Genomic DNA, 18,375 nt, shown 5'->3' on the forward strand with positions numbered 1-18,375 from the left:
CTAACCCGGCGTCCTGCCGGGTTGCCCACGGATTCAAGCCTGCGTTCGGCCAGCGTGGTTTAACGGGGCGCCTAGGATCAAAAGCAGATCAAGAGCAAGAGCGGCTCGCTTCGCATCGTGGTTACGGTTGGGCGCTACAGCGTTGTGCTAGACAGCCGGCGGCTGGAGCGCAGTGGCCCTGCGCTGATCCAGTTGCTTGTTGAAGTCCAGCCACGCGGCAAACGCAATCATCATGGCGGCCCCCACCAGCGCAGTGAATACTTGCATGGCGAAGGTATCGCCGGTCAGCGCGTTGACCATGTCCGCCAACGGCGCCAGGACCACGCCCAGGCAAAATACTTCCAGGGAGTAGCGGCCCATTCGCGCCAGTTGCCGTGCCAGCCACTGTTGCGTCCAGCCGACACCGGGGAGCAATTTCGCGGTGACGTAGGCCAGAGCCAGGAAGTGCAGCAAGCGCACGGGTGACAGGTCGGTCTTGCTGATGGGGTACAGCCATTCGCCGAGCAGGCGCGGCATCCACGCATCGTGCACGTCGGGCCAGCGCCACGACAGGGTAATCACGCACGCCGTCACCACATAAGCCGCCGCCGCGATGAACAACGGTTGACGCAGCAGCGGGCGCTGTTCAACCGGGCGCGCCGCACGCAAGGCCGCGGCGCCGCCAAGGATAAACAGGCATTGCCAGGTGATCGGGTTGAAATACCACACCCCGCCGTTGCTGGCCGGCAGGTTCCAGCCCTGCCAGGGCGCCAGCAGGTAGACCGTCACAGAAATGGCCACTGCCACCCTCGGCACACGCAACAGCAAGGGCAGCGTGAGGGGCAGGCTGAGAATCAGCACGATATACAGCGGCAACGGGTCGGTCAGGTTGGGTTTGAAGCGCAGCAGCAACTCATCGACCAAGGCCTGCTGGGTATTGTTGAGGAAATACTCCAGGCCCATCTCCTGCACCAGGTCACGGGTCTCGATATGGCTGTTGGCGAAAATCACGATGCCCATCAACAGCGCCAGCAGGAAAATATGCACCACGTAGAGCGTCCACACCCGGCGCAGGATTTTCAGGCAGGCAATGAAGTAGCCATCGCGCTGCAGGATCTTGCCGTACGCCAGCACCGCCGCGTAGCCGGCCAGGAAGACGAAGATTTCGGCGGCGTCACTGAACCCGAAGTTCTGCACGGTGACATGGGCCAGGGGGTTGTGGGGCACGTGATCCCAGAATATGAAGATCAACGCCAGGCCCCGAAAAAAATCGATGCGCGGGTCGCGTCCGTTCAGCATGGCTGCGGGCTCTTGAACAAGTTGTTGAATGTAGATTAGCGAGCGCGGGCGTTTTCGTATGCGCGCGTCGGGCGGGCGCAGGTTGGCGGTATTTGTAGGCAATTGCAAAGGCTGGGTATTACCGAATGTCTCGATGGCCTGCCCGGCATCCGGGCAGGCATTCACTGGATGAATCAGGCAGCGGCCACCTCATGCGGCTCAAAGCTGTCCGCCCGCGCCATCTGCCACATCCGCGAATAGAACTCGCCGTTCACCTCGCCGGTGAGCAACTCGCCCGGCTTGAGGAACACATGCAACTGCGAGAACAATTTGATCTCGGTTGCCGACATGCGGCGCACCAAGTGCTTGGCCGACAGCTGCGACGGATGATCAAGCCCGGCGGCGGCGAGCATTTCCGCCAGGGCATGGAGGGTGTTGCGGTGGAAGTTGAATACCCGCTGGGCCTTGTCCGGCACCACCAGCGCTCGTTGGCGCAACGGGTCTTGGGTCGCCACGCCGGTCGGGCATTTGTTGGTGTGACAGGACTGCGACTGGATGCAGCCGATGGCGAACATGAAGCCGCGCGCCGAATTGGCCCAGTCGGCGCCGATGGCCAGCACGCTGGCGATGTCGAAGGCACTGACGATCTTGCCGCTGGCGCCGAGCTTGATCTTGTCGCGCAGGTTCAGCCCCACCAGCGTGTTGTGCACGAACAGCAGGCCCTCGCGCAGCGGCACGCCAATGTGGTCGGTGAACTCCACGGGTGCGGCGCCGGTACCGCCTTCCTTGCCGTCGACCACGATAAAGTCCGGCAGGATGCCGGTTTCGAGCATGGCCTTGGCAATGCCCATGAATTCCCACGGGTGGCCCAGGCAGAACTTGAAACCCACCGGTTTGCCGCCGGACAGCTCACGCAGTTGGGCGATGAAGTGCATCAGCTCGATGGGCGTGGAAAATGCACTGTGGCGCGACGGTGAAATACAGTCTTCGCCCATCAGGATGCCACGGGTATCGGCGATTTCCCGGGTGACTTTGTGCTTGGGCAAAATCCCGCCATGACCGGGCTTGGCGCCCTGACTCATCTTGATTTCGATCATGCGTACTTGCGGGTCCTGCGCTTGCACGGCGAAGCGTTGCGGGTCGAAACGGCCGTCGCTGGTGCGACAGCCGAAGTAGCCGCTGCCCAGTTCCCACGTCAGGTCGCCGCCGTTTTCGCGGTGGTAGGGGCTGATGCTGCCTTCGCCGGTGTCATGGGCGAAATTGCCCAGTTTGGCGCCCTGGTTCAGCGCCCGGATCGCATTGGCACTGAGCGAGCCGAAGCTCATCGCCGAAATATTGAACACCGACGCCGAGTACGGCTGTGTGCACTGCGGGCCACCGACCATCACGCGAAAGGCGCTGGGGTCGCTCAACGGTGCGGGCCGCATGGAGTGGCCGATGAACTCGAAGCCCGCCTGATACACATCGATCAAGGTGCCGAAAGGTTTGTCGGCGGTTTCGTTCTTGGCGCGCGAATACACCAGCGAGCGCTGGGCCCGGGAGAAGGGCAGGGCATCGCTGTCGGATTCGAGCAGGTACTGGCGAATTTCCGGGCGGATGGCTTCCACCAGATAACGAATGTTGCCCAGGATCGGGTAGTTGCGGCGCACGGCGTGGGGACTTTGCAGCAGGTCGAAAATGCCGATCAGGCTGAGGAGCCCGGTGACCAGCGTGACGGGCCACAGCCATTCGTGTTGGATAAAGGGCAGGCTGGCCAGGGTGAATATGACGCATGCGGCAAAGAACGCGTAACGGCTTAGTAACGACAGGCTCATACGGTTTTTTCCTTGGTTCGGACTCTTCAGGTCGATCCGGCATTCTGCGCCCGTATCCAAACACGCGACAAGGATTGAAGGCCCGGTCGCGGCAGGCGCACGCCATGGAACCGTTGGCTGAAAGGTAGCCACTATCCGTGCAGGACGCCCGCTTCCCCTGCCTCTGGAGTCATCGCTCATGCCGATCTCGTCTGCTGTTTCCGGCCATTTCCCTATCAATCAAGGCCTGCCCCAACAGCCTGTCGCTCAGCTCGGGCAGCGGACCGCGCCCACTCGGCACGAGGCTTACCATGTGAACCGCGACGGCACTCAACCGGGAAAATTTCAGCGGTTCGCCGCCGAGGCCGGCAAGAACCTGTGGTTTATCCCTGGCATGAGTAACGTGTTGCTGGGCATTGCAAATGCCAAGTCCAATGGCGAGAGCGCTGTGAGCGGCGCACTGGCCGGGTTCAACAAAACCTGCGCAGATGGCTTTGACCAGGCGCTGGTCGGCGCGGCCACTGGGGACTACAAGGCCGTCGCCAAAGGCTACTTCGACGCGGTGAGAAAGAACGAGGCCACGCCGGGCTCCGTCAAAACCGGCTTGCACGAGGTGTCGGATGCCGTGGGGCTGGCCACTGCGTTGCGCGGCAAAAAAACATGACAACAGCCATTCGGTCACTGGTCTATTGCAATTCGTTCTCGTTTGGGTGTGTAATTGTGTTATTGTATAACATATGCAAAGCACCCAGACGCCCCGGAGGCCTTATGAAAGCTGGTATCCATCCTGACTACCGCACCGTGCTGTTTCACGACACCGCCGCCGATGTGTTCTTCCTGATCGGCTCCACCGCCGACAGCGATCGCACCCATAAACACAGCGATGGCAACACCTACCCGTATATCCCGCTGGACGTCTCCAGCGCTTCACACCCGATCTATACCGGCCAGCAACGCAAGACACAGGTCGAAGGCCGTATCGCCGGGTTCAACAAGCGTTTCGCGTCGTTTGGCTCGAGCCCGAAAAAAGCCGACGAATAAGAACGGCCGGCGGCGTGCCCTACGCCGCCGTCTGCCGGATCGGCAGCACCACACGAAACGTCGTTCCCTTGCCCAGCTCACTGCTGACCGAGATATTCCCCCGGTGTTTCTTGACGATGCCGTAGGACAGTGACAGCCCCAGCCCGGTGCCTTCGCCCACCGGCTTGGTGGTGAAGAACGGGTCGAAAATCTTCTGTACGGTGTCGGCGGCAATGCCGCAGCCGTTGTCCGTCACTTGCAGCCAGACCGTGTCGCCGTCCACGCCGTTGCTGATGGTGATGGTGCCGCGCTCCGGCCCCATGGCCTGGGCGGCGTTGATCACCAGGTTCATCACCACCTGGTTGAGCTGCGAGGCCAGGCATTCAATGTCCGGCAGTGGCGTGTAGTGCTTGATCACATCGGCCTTGTACTTGAGTTCGCTGGCGACGATGTTCAGCGTCGAGTCGATGCCGTGTTGCAGGTTGGCGAACTGCCAGGTCTGGTCGTTATCCACCCGCGAGAAGTTTTTCAGGTCCTTGACGATCTGTACCACGCGGCCAATGCCATCCTTGGACTCACGGATCAGCAGCGGAATGTCCTCCTTGAGAAAATCCAGTTCCAGCTCTGCGCGCAATGCCTCGAGCCGGTCGCGCGGATCCTGCTGCGGGATCAACGCTTCGCTGTGTCGATAAGCTTCGAGCATCTGCTGCAGTTGGTTGAAGTAGCGCTCGAGGGTGCTGAGGTTGGATGAAATGAAGCCCATCGGGTTGTTGATCTCATGGGCGACGCCGGCGGCGAGTTGCCCCAATGAGGCGAGCTTTTCGGACTGCACCAGTTGGCTTTCCAGGTGCTTGCGCTCGTTGATTTCCAGTTGCAACGCCTGGGTGCGTAGCTCCACCAGTTGCTCCAGGGTTTCGTTGGCCGACTGCAAGGCACGGTTGACGCGGTTGATCTCGGCGAAACTGCGCTGCAGGCGCACGGCCAGGTAAAGCAACAGCACCACCAGTAACGTCGAGAACACTAAAAGGTAGCGATGGTACCGATGTTCGACGAGGTCGGCGGCCTGCTGGTCCTGATTGAGGTGGGTGGTCAGCGCGTCGAGGCGCTCGGCTACGGGCACGGCGGCAATCCGCTCGAGCAGGCTGTTGACCACCGGCTGTTCGCGCAGGATCAGCGAAATATGGTTGCTGAGGATATCCACCGGCGCCTGGAACTCACTGGGCAGGCTTTGTTTGTTGATCGCCAGTTTGCCCAGGCCCACCAGGATATCGGCGGCGCGCTCGTCGCTGGTGACCTGGGCGAATTCCAGGCTGCTGAGCAGCAGGTCGTAGGTGTCGGTGGCCACGTCCTGCAACTGCAGCCGGCGTTCATCGTCAATGCTGTTGAATTGGGCCTGGATGTCATCTTCGGCGGTTGGCAGAAACGCCAGTGAGTTGCGCAGCACGGCGTTGTGGGTTTTGAACTGGTCCACCAGCCGGGCTTTTTCCTGGATGGCCGCCTGATAGGCCGCCTGGCCGGCTTGCCAGCCCGACAGGTCGGTAGCGCCGTGGTCGGTAGCGCGGCTCTCGAGTTGCGCCCAGAGGCGGGTCATCTCCGTCAGCGGCATGACCAGGGGGTCGTAGTCGTGAGTGATTGCGATACGGGCCTTGAGCACTTCGCTGTCCCATTGCGCATTGAGCTGCTGGAGCTGGCGGATCAGGTCTCGCGACTGGGTATAGATGGCGGTTTGGTCGCGGGACGACTTGAGGTACAAAAACACCAGGGTGGAGGCGAGGAACAGCGTCATCAGGCCCAGCAATAGTTGGCTGGCGCGGCGGCGATACAGGCGGGTCAGGCGTTTCATAACGGCTTGCCCGCCCATTCGCCGGTCAGGGTCTTGAGAAATTGGATAATCAGGTCCTTGTCTTCCTCGGTCGGATTACGCCCCAGTTGGTACTTGAACATCACATCGACCGCTTCTTCCAGCGTGCTGGCCGACGCGTCATGAAAATAAGGTGCGGTAACGGCCACATTGCGCAGGCTGGGCACCTTGAACACGTAACGGTCGTCTTCGTCCCGGGTCAGCAGGTAACGTCCGAGGTCGGACTTTAACGGATTACCGCGCGCCTTGAAGTAGTCGCCCATCACACCGAATTTCTGGAACATGTTGCCGCCGATATTCACGCCCTGGTGGCAGGCGATGCAGCCGTAGTCCTTGAAGCGCTGGTAGCCGTACTTTTCCTGAGTGGTCAATATCCCGGTGTTGCCTTGCAGGTACTGATCGAATCGCGAATTGGGCGTCAGCAAGGTGCGCTCGTAAGTCGCCAGTGCGTTTTGCACATTGGCGGCGCTGACGCCGTCGGGGTACGCCTGCCTGAATGCGCGCTGGTAGGCGGGCAGGGCAGAGAGGTTGCGCACCACGGTCTGCCAATCGCTGCCCATTTCCACCGGGCTGGTCACGACCTGTTCGACCTGGGCCTGCAGCGTGTCTACCCGACCATCCCAGAACTGCTTGAAGTTCAGGCTGGCGTTGAACACCGAAGGGGTGTTCAACGCCACCGGTTTGCCGTCAACGCCGAGGGAGAACGGTTTGTCGTCGGCACCGCCGGCTTCCAGCCGGTGGCAGCTTGCACAGGACAACCGGTTGTTGGCCGACAGGCGCGGCTCGTTGAACAACTGGCGACCCAGCTCCACCCGGGCCGGGTCCAGCACCGGTGCCGTCGGCAAAGGTTTGAGCGCCTCGTTCAGCGGTGCGGCCGCCAGCGGCACGGCGATGCCCAGGCACCACGCGAAAACAAAGCCGGGGAAAGCGATTGAAACGTTGCTCAAGCGAGCACTCCTTGCGGCCCGGGGCCTGGTGATTGGCGTCGGTAGCGTGCTGCCCACTTTCGTCCATGCTGGCGACTTGCCCTGACCACAGCATAGCCGAGCTCGCTTGATATCGACGGTGAGTTGGCGTCAAATCAACAACGTTTTCGCGCGCTCGGCCTGGACAGGCCCGGCACACCGGTTCCACCGAGCTTAATTTGATTTAATTTGAAGGCAGAGTCGCCATGGATGAACCACTCGCTACCAAGCCTGCCGTTTTGCTGGTCGACGATGAAGAGTCGATCCTCAACAGCCTGCGCCGCCTGTTGCGCAGCCAGCCCTATGACGTCGTGCTGGCCACCGGCGGTGCCCAGGCGCTGGAGATCATGGCGACCCGGCCCATCGACCTGGTGATGAGCGATGCGCGCATGCCCGGTATGGACGGGGCCACACTGTTGGCCGAGGTCCACCGTCTGTACCCGGGCACCCGCCGCATTCTGCTCACCGGTTATGCCGACTTGAGCACCATCGTCAAGGCGATCAACGACGGCCAGATTCACCGCTACATCAGCAAGCCCTGGAATGACGAAGAGTTGCAGTTGATCCTGCAGCAAACCCTCGAACACCAGCGGCTCGAGCGTCTCACCCATGCGCAGAACGACCAGCTCAAGGCGCTCAACGCCACGCTGGAAAAACGCGTGACGGCGCGCACCGCCGAGTTGCAACAGACCGCCGACATGCTCGACCTGGCCTACGACGAGCTCAAGCGCAGCTACGTGACCGGTACCGAAGTGTTTTCCCTGCTGGCCAACCTGCGCTTGCCCAAAGACAAGCAGACCAACCGCGCGTTGATCGAATTGGTCCGCGTGTACTGCATCACCCAATCCATCAATGAAGCCGACACGCGCGACCTGACCATGGCCGCCGCGCTTTACAACATCGGCAAGTTGAGCTGGAACGACAGCATGATGGTTGCGCCCTCGGACAGGCTGCACAGCACCGACCGTGAGCTGTATCGCGAATACCCGACCCAGAGCGAGTCGTTGTTGATGACCCTGGAGCCGATGAAGGACGCGGCGCGCATCATTCGGCATCACCAGGAGCGTTGGGACGGCTCGGGGTTTCCCGACCACCTCAAGGGCGACGCGATCCCGCCGGGTTCGCGGCTGTTGAAGTTGGCCGTGGACTTCATCGGGCTGCAAAAGGGCCTGATCCTGGAGCGGCACTTGAACAGCGACGAAGCGCTGCTGTATATCCGCAAGTACGCCGGGCGCCTATATGACCCGCAATTGGTCGAGGATTTTGTCCAGGCCTGCGCCACCTTTCTCAGCGATGTGACACTGGGTGATCCCACGGTCAAAGTCCTTACCACCCGCGAGCTGGAGGACGGTATGGTGCTGGCGCGCAACCTCAATGCCGACAATGGCATGTTATTGCTCAACGCCGGCAAGGTGCTGAACCTGCCGCTGGTGGACAAACTGATCGCATTCGAGGCGATGGAAGGGGCAAAATACAGCGTATTTATCAAGCAACCTGACGAGATAACCCTTCCTGCATGAGCCACTCAACCATTCGCATCGCCGCCGCCGTCCTGATCGATAAAGAGGGCCAAACGTTGCTGGTGCGCAAGCGCGGCACGTTGGCCTTCATGCAACCGGGCGGCAAGATCGACCCTGGCGAGCAAGCCGTGGAGGCGCTCGCCCGTGAGCTGCATGAAGAATTGAACCTGCACATCGACCCGGCACAAGCGCTGTACCTCGGCCAGTTCTCGGCGCCCGCCGCCAACGAACCGGGCTTCACCGTGCAGGCCGAGCTGTTCCAGTTGCACATCGACGTGGCGGTCACCCCGGCCGCTGAAATTGAAGAAATACGCTGGATCGATCCCGCGGGCGACGGTGGTCTGCACCTGGCGCCTCTGACGCGCGACTTGATCCTGCCGTTCTATCGCGACTCGCTGGCTGGCGCGTGATGATTCGCCCGCTGGACGCCGACGATGCGCAAGCCTATCGCGCGTTGATGCTTGAGGCTTACGGCGCTTATCCCCAGGCGTTCACCTCCAGCGTTGCCGAGCGCGCAGCGATGCCGTTGAGCTGGTGGGAAAAACGCCTCGACAGCCCCCTGGATCGGCTGCTCGGCGCCTTCGAGGGCGATCAACTGGCGGGTATTGTCGGGTTGGCATTCGAGCCTCGGGAAAAGGCGCGGCACAAAGTGACCCTGTTCGGCATGTACGTGACCCAGGCTTATCAGCAAAGAGGCTTGGGCCGGCAGCTGGTAGAGGCGGCGCTGGCGCAAGCCCGCCGGCATCCACGCCTGAAATTGATCCAACTGACGGTGACTGCCGGCAACGAGGCAGCGCTTGCGCTTTACCAGCGCTGCGGGTTCATCCAGTACGGCCTGGAGCCGCTGGCGGTGCGGGTGGGGGATGAGTATTTCGACAAGATCCACCTGTGGCGCGAATTGACCGATCACTGATCTCCACGGTAGGAGCGAGCTTGCTCGCGAAAAACCTCAACGATAACGCGTGCTTCCTGATTGAACGCGGTGCCTGTGAGTTTTTCGCGAGCAAGCTCGCTCCTACAACATCAGGGCAAGCCCCACCTGTTTGCCGGCGGCGCTTAGCGCACTGCACTGACCCCATCTGGGGGATGAGTATTTCGACAAGATCCACCTGTGGCGCGAATTGACCGATCACTGATCTCCACTGTAGGAGCGAGCTTGCTCGCGAAAAACCTCAACGATAACGCGTGCTTCCTGAATGAACGCGGTGCCTGTGAGTTTTTCGCGAGCAAGCTCGCTCCTACAACATCAGGGCAAGCCCCACCTGTTTGCCGGCGGCGCTCAGCGCACTGCACTGACCCCATCCAGGGTGGAAAACGACGTGTCCTTGGCCGTCAGCAAAAAGTCGCGCATGTACGGCGCATCCAGCATGTCCTCCCGAATCCCCGCATACAGCGTAGCGAACAAACCTTTCTCGCCCAGCCGCTTGGCCTTCACATACCCGCGGGAGCTGTATTCATGCAGCGCCCAGTGCGGCATGCCGCACACGCCACGGCCGCTGGCCACCAATTGCATCATCATCACCGTCAACTCCGAGGTGCGGACCTGGGCGGGCTCGACGTCGGCCGGTTCCAGGAAGCGCGTGAAGATGTCCAGGCGGTCACGTTCCACCGGGTAGGTGATCAGGGTTTCAGTCAGCAGGTCTTCGGGCACGATGTACGCCTTGTTTGCCAGCGCGTGCTGATTGGCCACGGCGAGCATGGCTTCGTAGGTGAACAGCGGCACATAGGAGATACCCGGCAGTTCCAGCGGGTCGGAGGTCACCACCAGGTCCAGGTCGCCACGCGCCAGCGCCGGCAATGGCGCGAAGGCAAAGCCGGAGGCGAGGTCCAGCTCGACTTCCGGCCAGGCATCGCGGAACTGGTCGATGGTCGGCATCAACCACTGGAAGCAGCTGTGGCATTCGATGGCCATGTGCAGGCGCCCAGCCGTACCGCCAGCCAGCCGCGCGATGTCGCGTTCGGCGCCGCGCAGCAAGGGCAGGGTGGCGTCCGCCAGTTGCAGCAGGCGCAGGCCGGCGCTGGTGAAGCGCACGGGCTTGGTCTTGCGTGCGAACAACTGCATGCCCAGGCGCTCTTCCAGCTCCTTGAATTGGTGGGACAGCGCGGACTGGGTCAGGTGCAGGCGCTCGGCGGCCTCCACCAGGCTGTCGGCTTCGCGCAGGGCGTGCAGGGTCTTGAGGTGGCGGATTTCGAGCACGGTGGTCTCCATGAATTAAATTTGTGCGCAATGATAAGACATTGAGCCGTATTCATGTTGGCCCTCGCGCCATTCGGTTCACCCCAGTGGTTGGAAGTGCGCGCGTGCAAAGGGCTTGTCGATATTGCCGCGCCAGATGGCTGTGTCCGCAAAGGTCGCTCCGGCCCCCGTCCTGGCGGCTTGCCATTTCATGCCCAGGTACTGTTGATCGTGGCGCTTCAAATGTGCCTTGGAGAAACCGTCGAAAGGTGAATGCGGCGCGTCATAGTGAAAATGCGCGTACCAGATCGGTTTGTCGGCCAGCCCCTGTTTGCCGGTGTCGTACACCTCATACTCCTGCAGATAGTCGTCTTGCCCATCCGGGCGTTTATCCCTGAGCTTCTGGCGGGGGCCCTTCTTGCGAATCACCACCCGGCCCTTGCCGATCAGGTAATCCAGGTAGCCTTCGGTGGGGGTTTTGCTTTCCAGGCTGCGCTGGATCCTCAGGCCTTCCCCGGCCTGCTCAAGTGCGCTGGCGCGGGTACGCAGTTGTTCGATAATCGGGTGCTCGGCGTCCAGGCGTTGCACATTGTTGGCGCGGGACCTGAGCTCTTTGGCTTCGGTGACCAGCCTGTGCTTGAGGTTGACCGGCTCCATGGTCTTGTAGCTTCGAACATGGTTTTCGAAGGTGTCCGCTGCCTTCAAGCGCGCCTGGGCATTTGCGACGACGCTGTTGATGTCGGTCGGCAGCGGCAGCGGGGCGCTTACCGGGCGGCTCTGGAGCGTGTTTAAGCGATAGGTGTTGCCATCGCCTATCTTGTCCCAGACTTCAACGGGCGCCCCGTCCGCGTCGCTGATGATGAACTGCCTGGGGGACTGTTGCCCCGCCGGTTTTTCGGTGCCGATCAATAATTGCCCGTCTTCGGTTTCGAAGACGGCGTGCGTGGCGGTCGGCTTTGGTTCGGAGACGGGTTTTTTGATTGCACGTTGAGCTTTTCGGATCAGGCGTCCAAGGTCGTCTTGCAGGCGCGTGAGAAAGCTTTTGTCGAAATGGTTCGGCGAGCTTGCGTTCCAGGCGCTCAGGTCACGGGACAGTTCTTCGTAGACGTTAATGCAGTTGTGCAATACCCGGTTGCGTTCTACCCGGCTGATATTGGTCTCGTTGAGGGTCATGTGCGTGGTCAGCGCACGGTCGAACCTGCTCCTGGATTGATGCACGGCGACCTCCTGGAACAGCCAGTCAATGGTCATCGTGTCCGTGCGCAGAGTGAGCGCCTGCATGAGATTACTGCTTCTCATGCTGGCCAGGCGCAGGTCGGTAAACCGGTGTTTCCATGCATTCAAGTAGGTGGATATCTCCGTGCGTGTGTGTCTGACGGTGATGTGCTTGACCCACTGGCCCATGTCTTTCATCGAGCGCTCTATCGTGTCCAGCTCGTCCAGCAAGTCCAGGCGACACTGTCTGATTTCACGAGCCAGTGCTTGACGTAAGCCAGGGGTGTGAGATGAGTCGTTCAGTTGGCCGGTGATCTCGATTGTCCGGTCAATAAGAACGCTGGCCCGGTCTTTCGCATTTTGGATCAGATGATTCAAGCGATCCGCGACGATGTGCGCTGTTCTGTTCAGTTCCTCGGCATAGTCGAGGTCGCGAATATGCACGTGCTGTTGCTTGGCCGTTTCGAACGACGCATGCATTTTCTTGCCGTTATCAATGTCCCTGTTCAGCGCGATGTCCAGGTTTTTACTGTCCGCCAGCTTTTGCGGCGCGACGGCGGACTGGTCCGGATAGTCAGTGGTGAATTTCTTGAGGTGGTGGGTGGTCGTGGTGACCTGGCCATAAAAGTCACGCGCCTGGTTTAGCAGTGACTGGCCGAGGCCGAGGCGCTGCATGTTGACCTCAAGCGCCGCCGCAGGCAGTTGCCGGGCGACAGCCGCCGGGACGTTCGCCTGTGCCCGCGACGCGCCACCTCTTGTCCGCCGGCTGCCGCCGCCATAACCGGTGAGGTGGCCGCCATGCAGGGCCCCATAGGTATCCCATTGCAGGGCCTGATCCAGGGCAATGGCCGGGGCGTAATACTTGCCTTGGGCAACCAATCGCATTTCGTGGGTGGTGGCGTCGAACCTGACCTTGAAAGGGCGGCCTTCACTCAGAATGTAATGTTCGCCTGAGGTATGGCGCAGCGTGTGGCGATAGGGCCCGGTCTGCACGGGTTGCAGACTGCCGGCCTCAAGGATGCCGGGGTGTTCATAGCCGGCAAAGCGTTGTCGGGCAGTCGCGCCCTGGCGTGATTTCATGGCGCGCCAGACGCTGAGGCCGACGCCCTGTTTAAGTTGGTGGGCGGCATTCAGTTGCCGCGCCGCGCTGCCACGCGCGTTGGGCGCAGCGGCAATCGCCAGCGCATCCATGGCCGCATACACCAGGCATTCGAATACCGAAGCCAATTGATCGATGCCATGCGCGGTGTCACCGCGCCTGAATGCAGCCACGGCTTGATACAGGCTGGTGGTGGCGTCCGCCAGGGACACTGCCGTGCCGATAAAGGGGATGAACGACAGGGCGATTTTGATGCCGTTGAATACCTTGCCACTCTGGAGCGCGTATTTTTCATGGGCCAGGTCGTCGTTGGAGCGCGCCTCCTTTCGATGGGCCTCCAGCAGACGGCCCATGTGGGCGTCCAACTGGTGGGTGGCCAGGGTGGTGGTGGTTGGCCAGGGAAAACCTGCCTGAATCATCGCGTCGTAGCCTTTGACGGTGGCGCGGTCGATGCGCTGAACGTGTGCCCGCACATCGCCCTGGACCGCACGCCCCGCCACGTATTGCACCATGGTGTCGAGCCGGCACAGTTCGAACAGGGCAATGCGCGCCTGCTCAAGGCTGGCATAACTGCGCAGGTAGCGTTCGTCAGGTGCGTCGGGCAGGTAAAGCAAGGTGTTGCCCGAGTTTTGTTCTTCGATGAAGGTGATGCCCGACAGCGTGATCGGGCTTTGCTGGCGCGTATCCGCGCCGCCGGCACTGAGGTGGGCCGGTAACAGGCGGATGCGTTTGCCGTCTGCGTTCCAGGCGGCCTGGGTGTCGGCATCGATGGCGGTCTGGAGCAGTTGCAGTGCGTCGGCGCTGATGTGGTTCTGCATGCGCGCCAACAGGCCCTGTATGTTGAGCATCAGGCGCCACGGCTCCACCAGGCATTCGCGGCGGTAGCGCTTTTGATGGATGGATTCCCCCGGGGCACCCATGAAGGCTTCGAGGATACGGGCTTCGTATTGTTTGGCCAGGTCGAGGTCGGTGACCAGGTTCGCCAGATAGCGTTTTGTGACGCCTGCCTTGAGGGTGTCACGCTCCTCGGCGGCGTCGGCTGTCACTTCGACGCTCACGAACCCCAGGCGCAGGCTCAGATCGGCATCGAGGTTGCGTAGCGCCAGATCGTCCAGGGATACCTTGCTGCGCTTGGCACTGGGCACGTCAATGATTTTGACCGCAGTGCCCGGCGCGGAGCCGGCGATGGTGTCGCGTCGCTGCTCTACCGAGTCCGGCATCTCCAGTTGGAGCGTAAAGCCTTTCTGGATGGCGAAATCCTTGCGTATACGCGCGTCGATCTTGCGCCTCACGAACACGTCGCGCGGTGGCAGGGAGCGCTCCAGCAGCGCTTGCGCACGTTTCAACGCCGGTACGTAGGCGCGCAGGAGCGTTTTGAGGGCCTCGCGTTTTTCTACGGTTTGGGTGCCCAGCCATGACGGTAGTTGTTCGGCCAGCAGGCGCGCATTGTGCTGCTCGATGAGCAACAGGTACGCCGCCTCGCGCGCCGAGTTATCGGGTATCAACAGGCCCGGCAGCGTTTGCGCACGCAGCTTTTCAAGCGCTGCGGCACGTTGTGAGGCGTGTTCATCGCCTGGCCATGCCTGACGTATACGCGCGGCCTGGTCTTCAAAGGCAAGCTGTTGGCTGCTGAGGCTATGGTCGAACGGGTTCCGGGAGAGCGTGGTGAACTGCAGGGCCAGTTGCTTATCCTGGGGTTGTATGCCGAATACGCTTTCTTCAAGGGCCTGGCGCGAATCGAAGCGCTGCAAGCCGCCGTCGCTGCCAGGCCAATAAATGAAATGCACGCCGTCATGGGGCCCTGGCGTCGATTCGTCCCGGGGTGGGAGCCACACCAGTGGCCCATTGAGTTCGGTACGGGTTGGGGTTGAATGGCCGGTTTGGGTGACCGACAGCGTCAGCGCGACGACGTCCGGTGCGGGGGAGGCCAGAGCGCTTTCGATCCGGTGCAGTTCGTCTTCACTGATCTGCGCCAGGGTGCGCTGGATGCGCGCCTCGATCCGCAAACCTTGCAAGCGAGCCTGGTACAGCGCTGTGTAGTGCCTGTTGAGTGCATCGAGATCCAGCGGTGCTCGATTGAGCATGGCGCGCGCCGCCGTTTCAGCGGCGTGCTGTTGCACCCTGAGGGCGTCCAATTGTTGCTTGAATGACTGCCAGCGCTCACTCGTTGGCGTGTCGCTGCCCAGCAGGTTTTCCAGCGCATGACGGTGGTGTTGCATTAAAGCCTTGCGCTGGTGGCTATCGACACCGTTGTGCAGCAGGCCGAATTGAGGGAGGTGTGCAGTGCTCAGGGTATCGTCAGCCGATTCCGGCGGTGCGGGCATCGCGGCAAACAGGGATCGGGTTTTACGCTGGGCATCAAGCCCGTCGACGTGTTGGAGGGCCAGGAATGCGTCGTGCAGCGGCACGTTCGCGAGCGGGCGGATAGCGTCCTGGTACTGTTCCTCGGTCAACTGCTTCAACCAGAGAGTGATGCCCATTTCCAGCGGGTTGCTGTTGACCTTGTATTCGACCCTTGCCAAAGGATCGACCTCGGTGGTGCCGAACAGCGCTTGCTGGCGGTCGAGTACCGAGCGCTCCATGGCCCCGCGGCTGCTGAATGCCTGCCATGCCGGCACCTGTGTCGGCAGGTACAGCAATTGGCTGACCGGCGGTTCTGTATCGAGGCTCAATACCCAGGCGCCGGGCAGGGCGATGGCGTGGGCGCCGTGGGGTTTGAGAAAAACGTGCTCGGTGTAGCGTGTTGGCGCCTGCGCCGTGGCCGGCCCTGGATAGAGCAGCGAGAACACGGGGTCCAGGACTTCGGTGTGGACCTGCCCCTCGGCGAGCGCGCGCTCGGCGCTGGCTTCGATGTGAATTCGGTACAGCTCTATGACCCGCTTGTAGCAAGTGACCGGCGAATGAGGCGCGCGCTGCGTACGCCAGTAGCGCAGCCACTGGTCATCCAGGCTTTGCTCCAGGTCGAGGGCTTTCAGTTCATCGAGCAGCATGGCGACCGTGTACTGCGCCAGTGCATGGGCCGGCGGCAGGTTGACCACGCAGGCCTGCGGCACGTGCGTGGTGTCCAATGCCGGGTGTTGTTGCATGTAGAGGCAAGCATCGGTCAGGGCTATCCGGCTACGCCCCCGTTGCTCAGTGGCGGGGAACACCAGGGTCACGCGTTCACCGTCCAGTTGAAGCTGTTCGTGGAGCATCAGGTTGATCGTGCTACGCAGCGTTGGAGTACCGGCCATCAGGGTGAGCAGCTCGGACCGGCAATCCTGCAGGCGTTGCGTGGCGTCCGAAAACAGAGGCGCGTCGATGGTCGGTTGCAATAATGGGTGTGTCGCTGCAGGCAGGACAATGGAAGCAAGCATGGGACTGATTCGCTCTAGAAGGCCAAAGCCCTATTAGAGGTCGACGCGCCGACCGGTCGGCTGCATATAGCTATCGACTGACCGCTGGGCACTCTTCATCAAACTGTCATCGAACTGTGGCAGCGCGCTTGAACAAAGTTCATCAGACTCGCGCTCTACTGGGGTTCTGCGTTTCGGTGTTTTTCATGCGCGTGTTGCTTTTACTGGCCGCTCTGTTGTTCGGCCTGCCGTCTTTTGCGGCTTCTCGATGTGATGTCAATGTCCCGACCCAAACGGTCGACCTGGCTCAGGTGAGCATCGCCTACCAGAGTATCGGGCGTGCGTCCGACCCTGCCTTGCTGCTGGTAATGGGCCTGGGTGGGCAGTTGATCCATTGGCCGGATGAAGTGGTGGTCGCCCTGTGCGAGCAGGGTTTCCGGGTGATCCGCTATGACAATCGCGATGTGGGCCTGTCAACCTGGCGCCAGGCCCCGGCCAGTGCCAACCTGACCTTCGAAGTGCTGCGCTACAAGCTCGGCCTGCCGGTGGCGGCACCCTATACGCTGACCGACATGGCCGACGACGCCCTGGGCTTGATGGATGCGTTGCAGATTCGGCAATTCCACGTGCTGGGTGCAAGCATGGGCGGCATGATCGCCCAGCACCTGGCGGCGATGGCGCCGCAACGGGTGGAGAGCCTGACGCTGATCATGACCAGCTCCGGCGCCGAGGGCCTGCCCGCTCCGAATGCGGCGCTGGTGCAGTTGTTGTCGCGGCGCAGCGCGCCCAATCGCGAAGTCGCCCTGGAGCAGCAAGCCGATCTGCTCGCGGCGCTGGGCAGCCCGACGGTGAAGGATGACCGCCAGGCCTTGCTGCATCAGGCGGCGCTGGCCTATGACCGCGCGTTCAACCCCGAAGGCGTGAAGCGCCAGATCATGGCGATCCTCGCCGAACCGAGCCGCGTGCCGTTGCTCAACCAATTGCGCGTACCGACCCTGGTGGTGCACGGCACCGCCGACCCGCTATTGCCGGTGATGCATGGCGTTCATCTGGCCGCGCATATCCAGGGCAGCCAGCTGAAATTGATTCCGGGCCTGGCCCACCGTTTTCAGGAAGCATTCAAGGCGCCGTTGCTGGCGGCGGTATTGCCTTACCTGCAAGCCCATCGCGACGATGCGGCGCACTGGGCGCGGGTTGACGTGGAGGCGCGTTCGAAGCTGCTGTAGAGGTGGTGTATCGTGTCGCTTTGCGCCGCATTAACGCCAGCGAGGTTGCCTACCATGAGTACTCCCCTGAAAATCGATTTCATCAGCGACGTATCCTGCCCCTGGTGCATCATCGGCCTGCGCGGCCTGACCGAGGCACTCGATCAGCTTGGCGCCGAGGTGCAGGCCGAGATTCATTTCCAGCCGTTCGAGCTGAACCCGAAGATGCCCCCTGAAGGGCAGAACATCGTCGAGCACATCAGCGAGAAATACGGCTCCAGCGCCGAAGAGTCCCAGGCCAACCGCGCGCGCATCCGCGACATGGGCGCCGAGCTGGGCTTTGCCTTTCGTACCGACGGCCAAAGCCGCATCTACAACACCTTCGACGCGCACCGCCTGTTGCATTGGGCCGGGCTGGAAGGTTTGCAGTACAACCTCAAGGAAGCGCTGTTCAAGGCCTACTTCACCGACGGCCAGGACCCTTCCGACCACAAAACCCTGGCGATCATCGCCCAAAGCGTTGGCCTGGACCCCCAGCGCACCGCTGAAATTCTTGCCTCTGACGAATATGCCGCCGAGGTGCGTGAGCAGGAGAAATTGTGGTTGACCCGCGGCGTGACCTCGGTGCCGACCATCGTGTTCAACGACCAGTACGCGGTCAGCGGTGGCCAGCCGGCCGAAGCCTTTGTTGGCGCTATTCGTCAGATCATCACTGAGTCCAAAAACTAGAGCCGGACACCGATCAAAATGTGGGAGGGGGCTTGCCCCCGATGAGCATAGGTATCCACACAACGCTGTAGCGCCCAACCGTAAACACGATGCGCAGCGAGTCGCCCTTGATCTTGATCTGCTTTTGATCTTGATCTCAGGCGCCCCGTTAAACCACGCTGGCCGAACGCAGGCTTGAATTCGTGGGTAACCCGGCAGGA

At 61.6% G+C, this 18,375-nt stretch carries 13 protein-coding genes; 7 read left to right on the plus strand and 6 right to left on the minus strand.

The genetic code is table 11. The features are described 5' to 3' along the window. Nucleotides 1-147: 147 nt before the first annotated feature. Together BFQ00_RS19965 and BFQ00_RS19970 are read right to left on the minus strand one after the other, a co-directional pair. Nucleotides 148-1,278, minus strand: coding sequence for an OpgC family protein (locus BFQ00_RS19965; RefSeq protein WP_065885964.1), 1,131 nt, complete (start codon nucleotides 1,276-1,278; stop codon nucleotides 148-150). A 173-nt stretch (nucleotides 1,279-1,451) separates the two neighbouring features. After that, nucleotides 1,452-3,071, minus strand: a complete 1,620-nt coding sequence (locus BFQ00_RS19970; protein ID WP_065885965.1) for an FMN-binding glutamate synthase family protein — start codon at nucleotides 3,069-3,071, stop codon at nucleotides 1,452-1,454. A 178-nt stretch (nucleotides 3,072-3,249) separates the two neighbouring features. Between BFQ00_RS19970 and BFQ00_RS19975 the strand changes: the two genes are divergently transcribed. Then, nucleotides 3,250-3,714 carry a hypothetical protein gene (locus tag BFQ00_RS19975; protein ID WP_065934505.1) on the plus strand — a complete coding sequence of 155 codons (465 nt, stop codon included), beginning with the start codon at nucleotides 3,250-3,252 and terminating at the stop codon, nucleotides 3,712-3,714. 104 nt (nucleotides 3,715-3,818) lie between these two features. Next, nucleotides 3,819-4,091: a type B 50S ribosomal protein L31 gene (locus BFQ00_RS19980; protein WP_057724755.1), complete on the plus strand. Its 273-nt coding sequence runs from the start codon at nucleotides 3,819-3,821 to the stop codon at nucleotides 4,089-4,091. A gap of 19 nt (nucleotides 4,092-4,110) precedes the next feature. On the opposite strand, the gene BFQ00_RS19985 is transcribed toward BFQ00_RS19980, so the two are convergent. After that, on the minus strand, nucleotides 4,111-5,913 hold the full coding sequence (locus BFQ00_RS19985) for a DAHL domain-containing protein (RefSeq protein ID WP_242527123.1): 1,803 nt from the start codon (nucleotides 5,911-5,913) through the stop codon (nucleotides 4,111-4,113). Continuing rightward, nucleotides 5,910-6,863 carry a cytochrome-c peroxidase gene (locus tag BFQ00_RS19990; protein WP_371914202.1) on the minus strand — a complete coding sequence of 318 codons (954 nt, stop codon included), beginning with the start codon at nucleotides 6,861-6,863 and terminating at the stop codon, nucleotides 5,910-5,912. The genes BFQ00_RS19985 and BFQ00_RS19990 overlap by 4 nt, the downstream gene beginning before the upstream one ends. Nucleotides 6,864-7,102: 239 nt before the next feature. Here BFQ00_RS19990 and BFQ00_RS19995 point away from each other — a divergent pair, with 239 nt between their 5' ends. From BFQ00_RS19995 to BFQ00_RS20005, 3 genes are read left to right on the plus strand one after another with little or no spacing between them, the layout of a single operon-like run. Next, a complete protein-coding gene (locus BFQ00_RS19995) occupies nucleotides 7,103-8,416 on the plus strand; it encodes an HD domain-containing phosphohydrolase (protein ID WP_065934508.1) in 1,314 nt (437 codons plus the stop codon). Further along, nucleotides 8,413-8,826: an NUDIX hydrolase gene (locus tag BFQ00_RS20000; RefSeq protein WP_065885970.1), complete on the plus strand. Its 414-nt coding sequence runs from the start codon at nucleotides 8,413-8,415 to the stop codon at nucleotides 8,824-8,826. Before BFQ00_RS19995 ends, BFQ00_RS20000 begins: the two co-directional genes overlap by 4 nt. Next, nucleotides 8,823-9,329, plus strand: a complete 507-nt coding sequence (locus tag BFQ00_RS20005) for a GNAT family N-acetyltransferase (RefSeq protein WP_065934509.1) — start codon at nucleotides 8,823-8,825, stop codon at nucleotides 9,327-9,329. Before BFQ00_RS20000 ends, BFQ00_RS20005 begins: the two co-directional genes overlap by 4 nt. A 366-nt stretch (nucleotides 9,330-9,695) precedes the next feature. On the opposite strand, the gene metR is transcribed toward BFQ00_RS20005, so the two are convergent. Then, nucleotides 9,696-10,613: a transcriptional regulator MetR gene (gene metR, locus BFQ00_RS20010; RefSeq protein ID WP_065886448.1), complete on the minus strand. Its 918-nt coding sequence runs from the start codon at nucleotides 10,611-10,613 to the stop codon at nucleotides 9,696-9,698. A 78-nt stretch (nucleotides 10,614-10,691) separates the two neighbouring features. Continuing rightward, complete coding sequence (locus tag BFQ00_RS20015; RefSeq protein ID WP_256537005.1) at nucleotides 10,692-16,262, minus strand: dermonecrotic toxin domain-containing protein; 5,571 nt, start codon at nucleotides 16,260-16,262, stop codon at nucleotides 10,692-10,694. A 185-nt stretch (nucleotides 16,263-16,447) separates the two neighbouring features. On the opposite strand from BFQ00_RS20015, the gene BFQ00_RS20020 reads away from it, so the two are divergent. Together BFQ00_RS20020 and BFQ00_RS20025 are read left to right on the plus strand one after the other, a co-directional pair. Beyond that, nucleotides 16,448-17,467, plus strand: coding sequence for an alpha/beta fold hydrolase (locus tag BFQ00_RS20020; RefSeq protein WP_065934510.1), 1,020 nt, complete (start codon nucleotides 16,448-16,450; stop codon nucleotides 17,465-17,467). Between the two features lie 54 nt (nucleotides 17,468-17,521). Further along, nucleotides 17,522-18,175 (plus strand): DsbA family oxidoreductase, encoded by a 654-nt coding sequence (locus BFQ00_RS20025; RefSeq protein ID WP_065934511.1) that lies wholly within the window; start codon nucleotides 17,522-17,524, stop codon nucleotides 18,173-18,175. The last annotated feature ends 200 nt before the right edge of the window (nucleotides 18,176-18,375 follow it).

The organism is Pseudomonas sp. 28 E 9, assembly GCF_900004785.1.
GTDB lineage: Bacteria > Pseudomonadota > Gammaproteobacteria > Pseudomonadales > Pseudomonadaceae > Aquipseudomonas > Aquipseudomonas orientalis_A.

What these genes read in the sequence shown, in the direction of transcription:
- BFQ00_RS19965 (WP_065885964.1), bottom strand. Translation starts at nt 1,278, where the DNA reads ATGCTGAACGGACGCGACCCGCGCATCGATTTTTTTCGGGGCCTGGCG.
- BFQ00_RS19970 (WP_065885965.1), bottom strand. Translation starts at nt 3,071, where the DNA reads ATGAGCCTGTCGTTACTAAGCCGTTACGCGTTCTTTGCCGCATGCGTC.
- BFQ00_RS19975 (WP_065934505.1), top strand. Translation starts at nt 3,250, where the DNA reads ATGCCGATCTCGTCTGCTGTTTCCGGCCATTTCCCTATCAATCAAGGC.
- BFQ00_RS19980 (WP_057724755.1), top strand. Translation starts at nt 3,819, where the DNA reads ATGAAAGCTGGTATCCATCCTGACTACCGCACCGTGCTGTTTCACGAC.
- BFQ00_RS19985 (WP_242527123.1), bottom strand. Translation starts at nt 5,913, where the DNA reads ATGAAACGCCTGACCCGCCTGTATCGCCGCCGCGCCAGCCAACTATTG.
- BFQ00_RS19995 (WP_065934508.1), top strand. Translation starts at nt 7,103, where the DNA reads ATGGATGAACCACTCGCTACCAAGCCTGCCGTTTTGCTGGTCGACGAT.
- BFQ00_RS20000 (WP_065885970.1), top strand. Translation starts at nt 8,413, where the DNA reads ATGAGCCACTCAACCATTCGCATCGCCGCCGCCGTCCTGATCGATAAA.
- BFQ00_RS20015 (WP_256537005.1), bottom strand. Translation starts at nt 16,262, where the DNA reads ATGCTTGCTTCCATTGTCCTGCCTGCAGCGACACACCCATTATTGCAA.
- BFQ00_RS20020 (WP_065934510.1), top strand. Translation starts at nt 16,448, where the DNA reads ATGCGCGTGTTGCTTTTACTGGCCGCTCTGTTGTTCGGCCTGCCGTCT.
- BFQ00_RS20025 (WP_065934511.1), top strand. Translation starts at nt 17,522, where the DNA reads ATGAGTACTCCCCTGAAAATCGATTTCATCAGCGACGTATCCTGCCCC.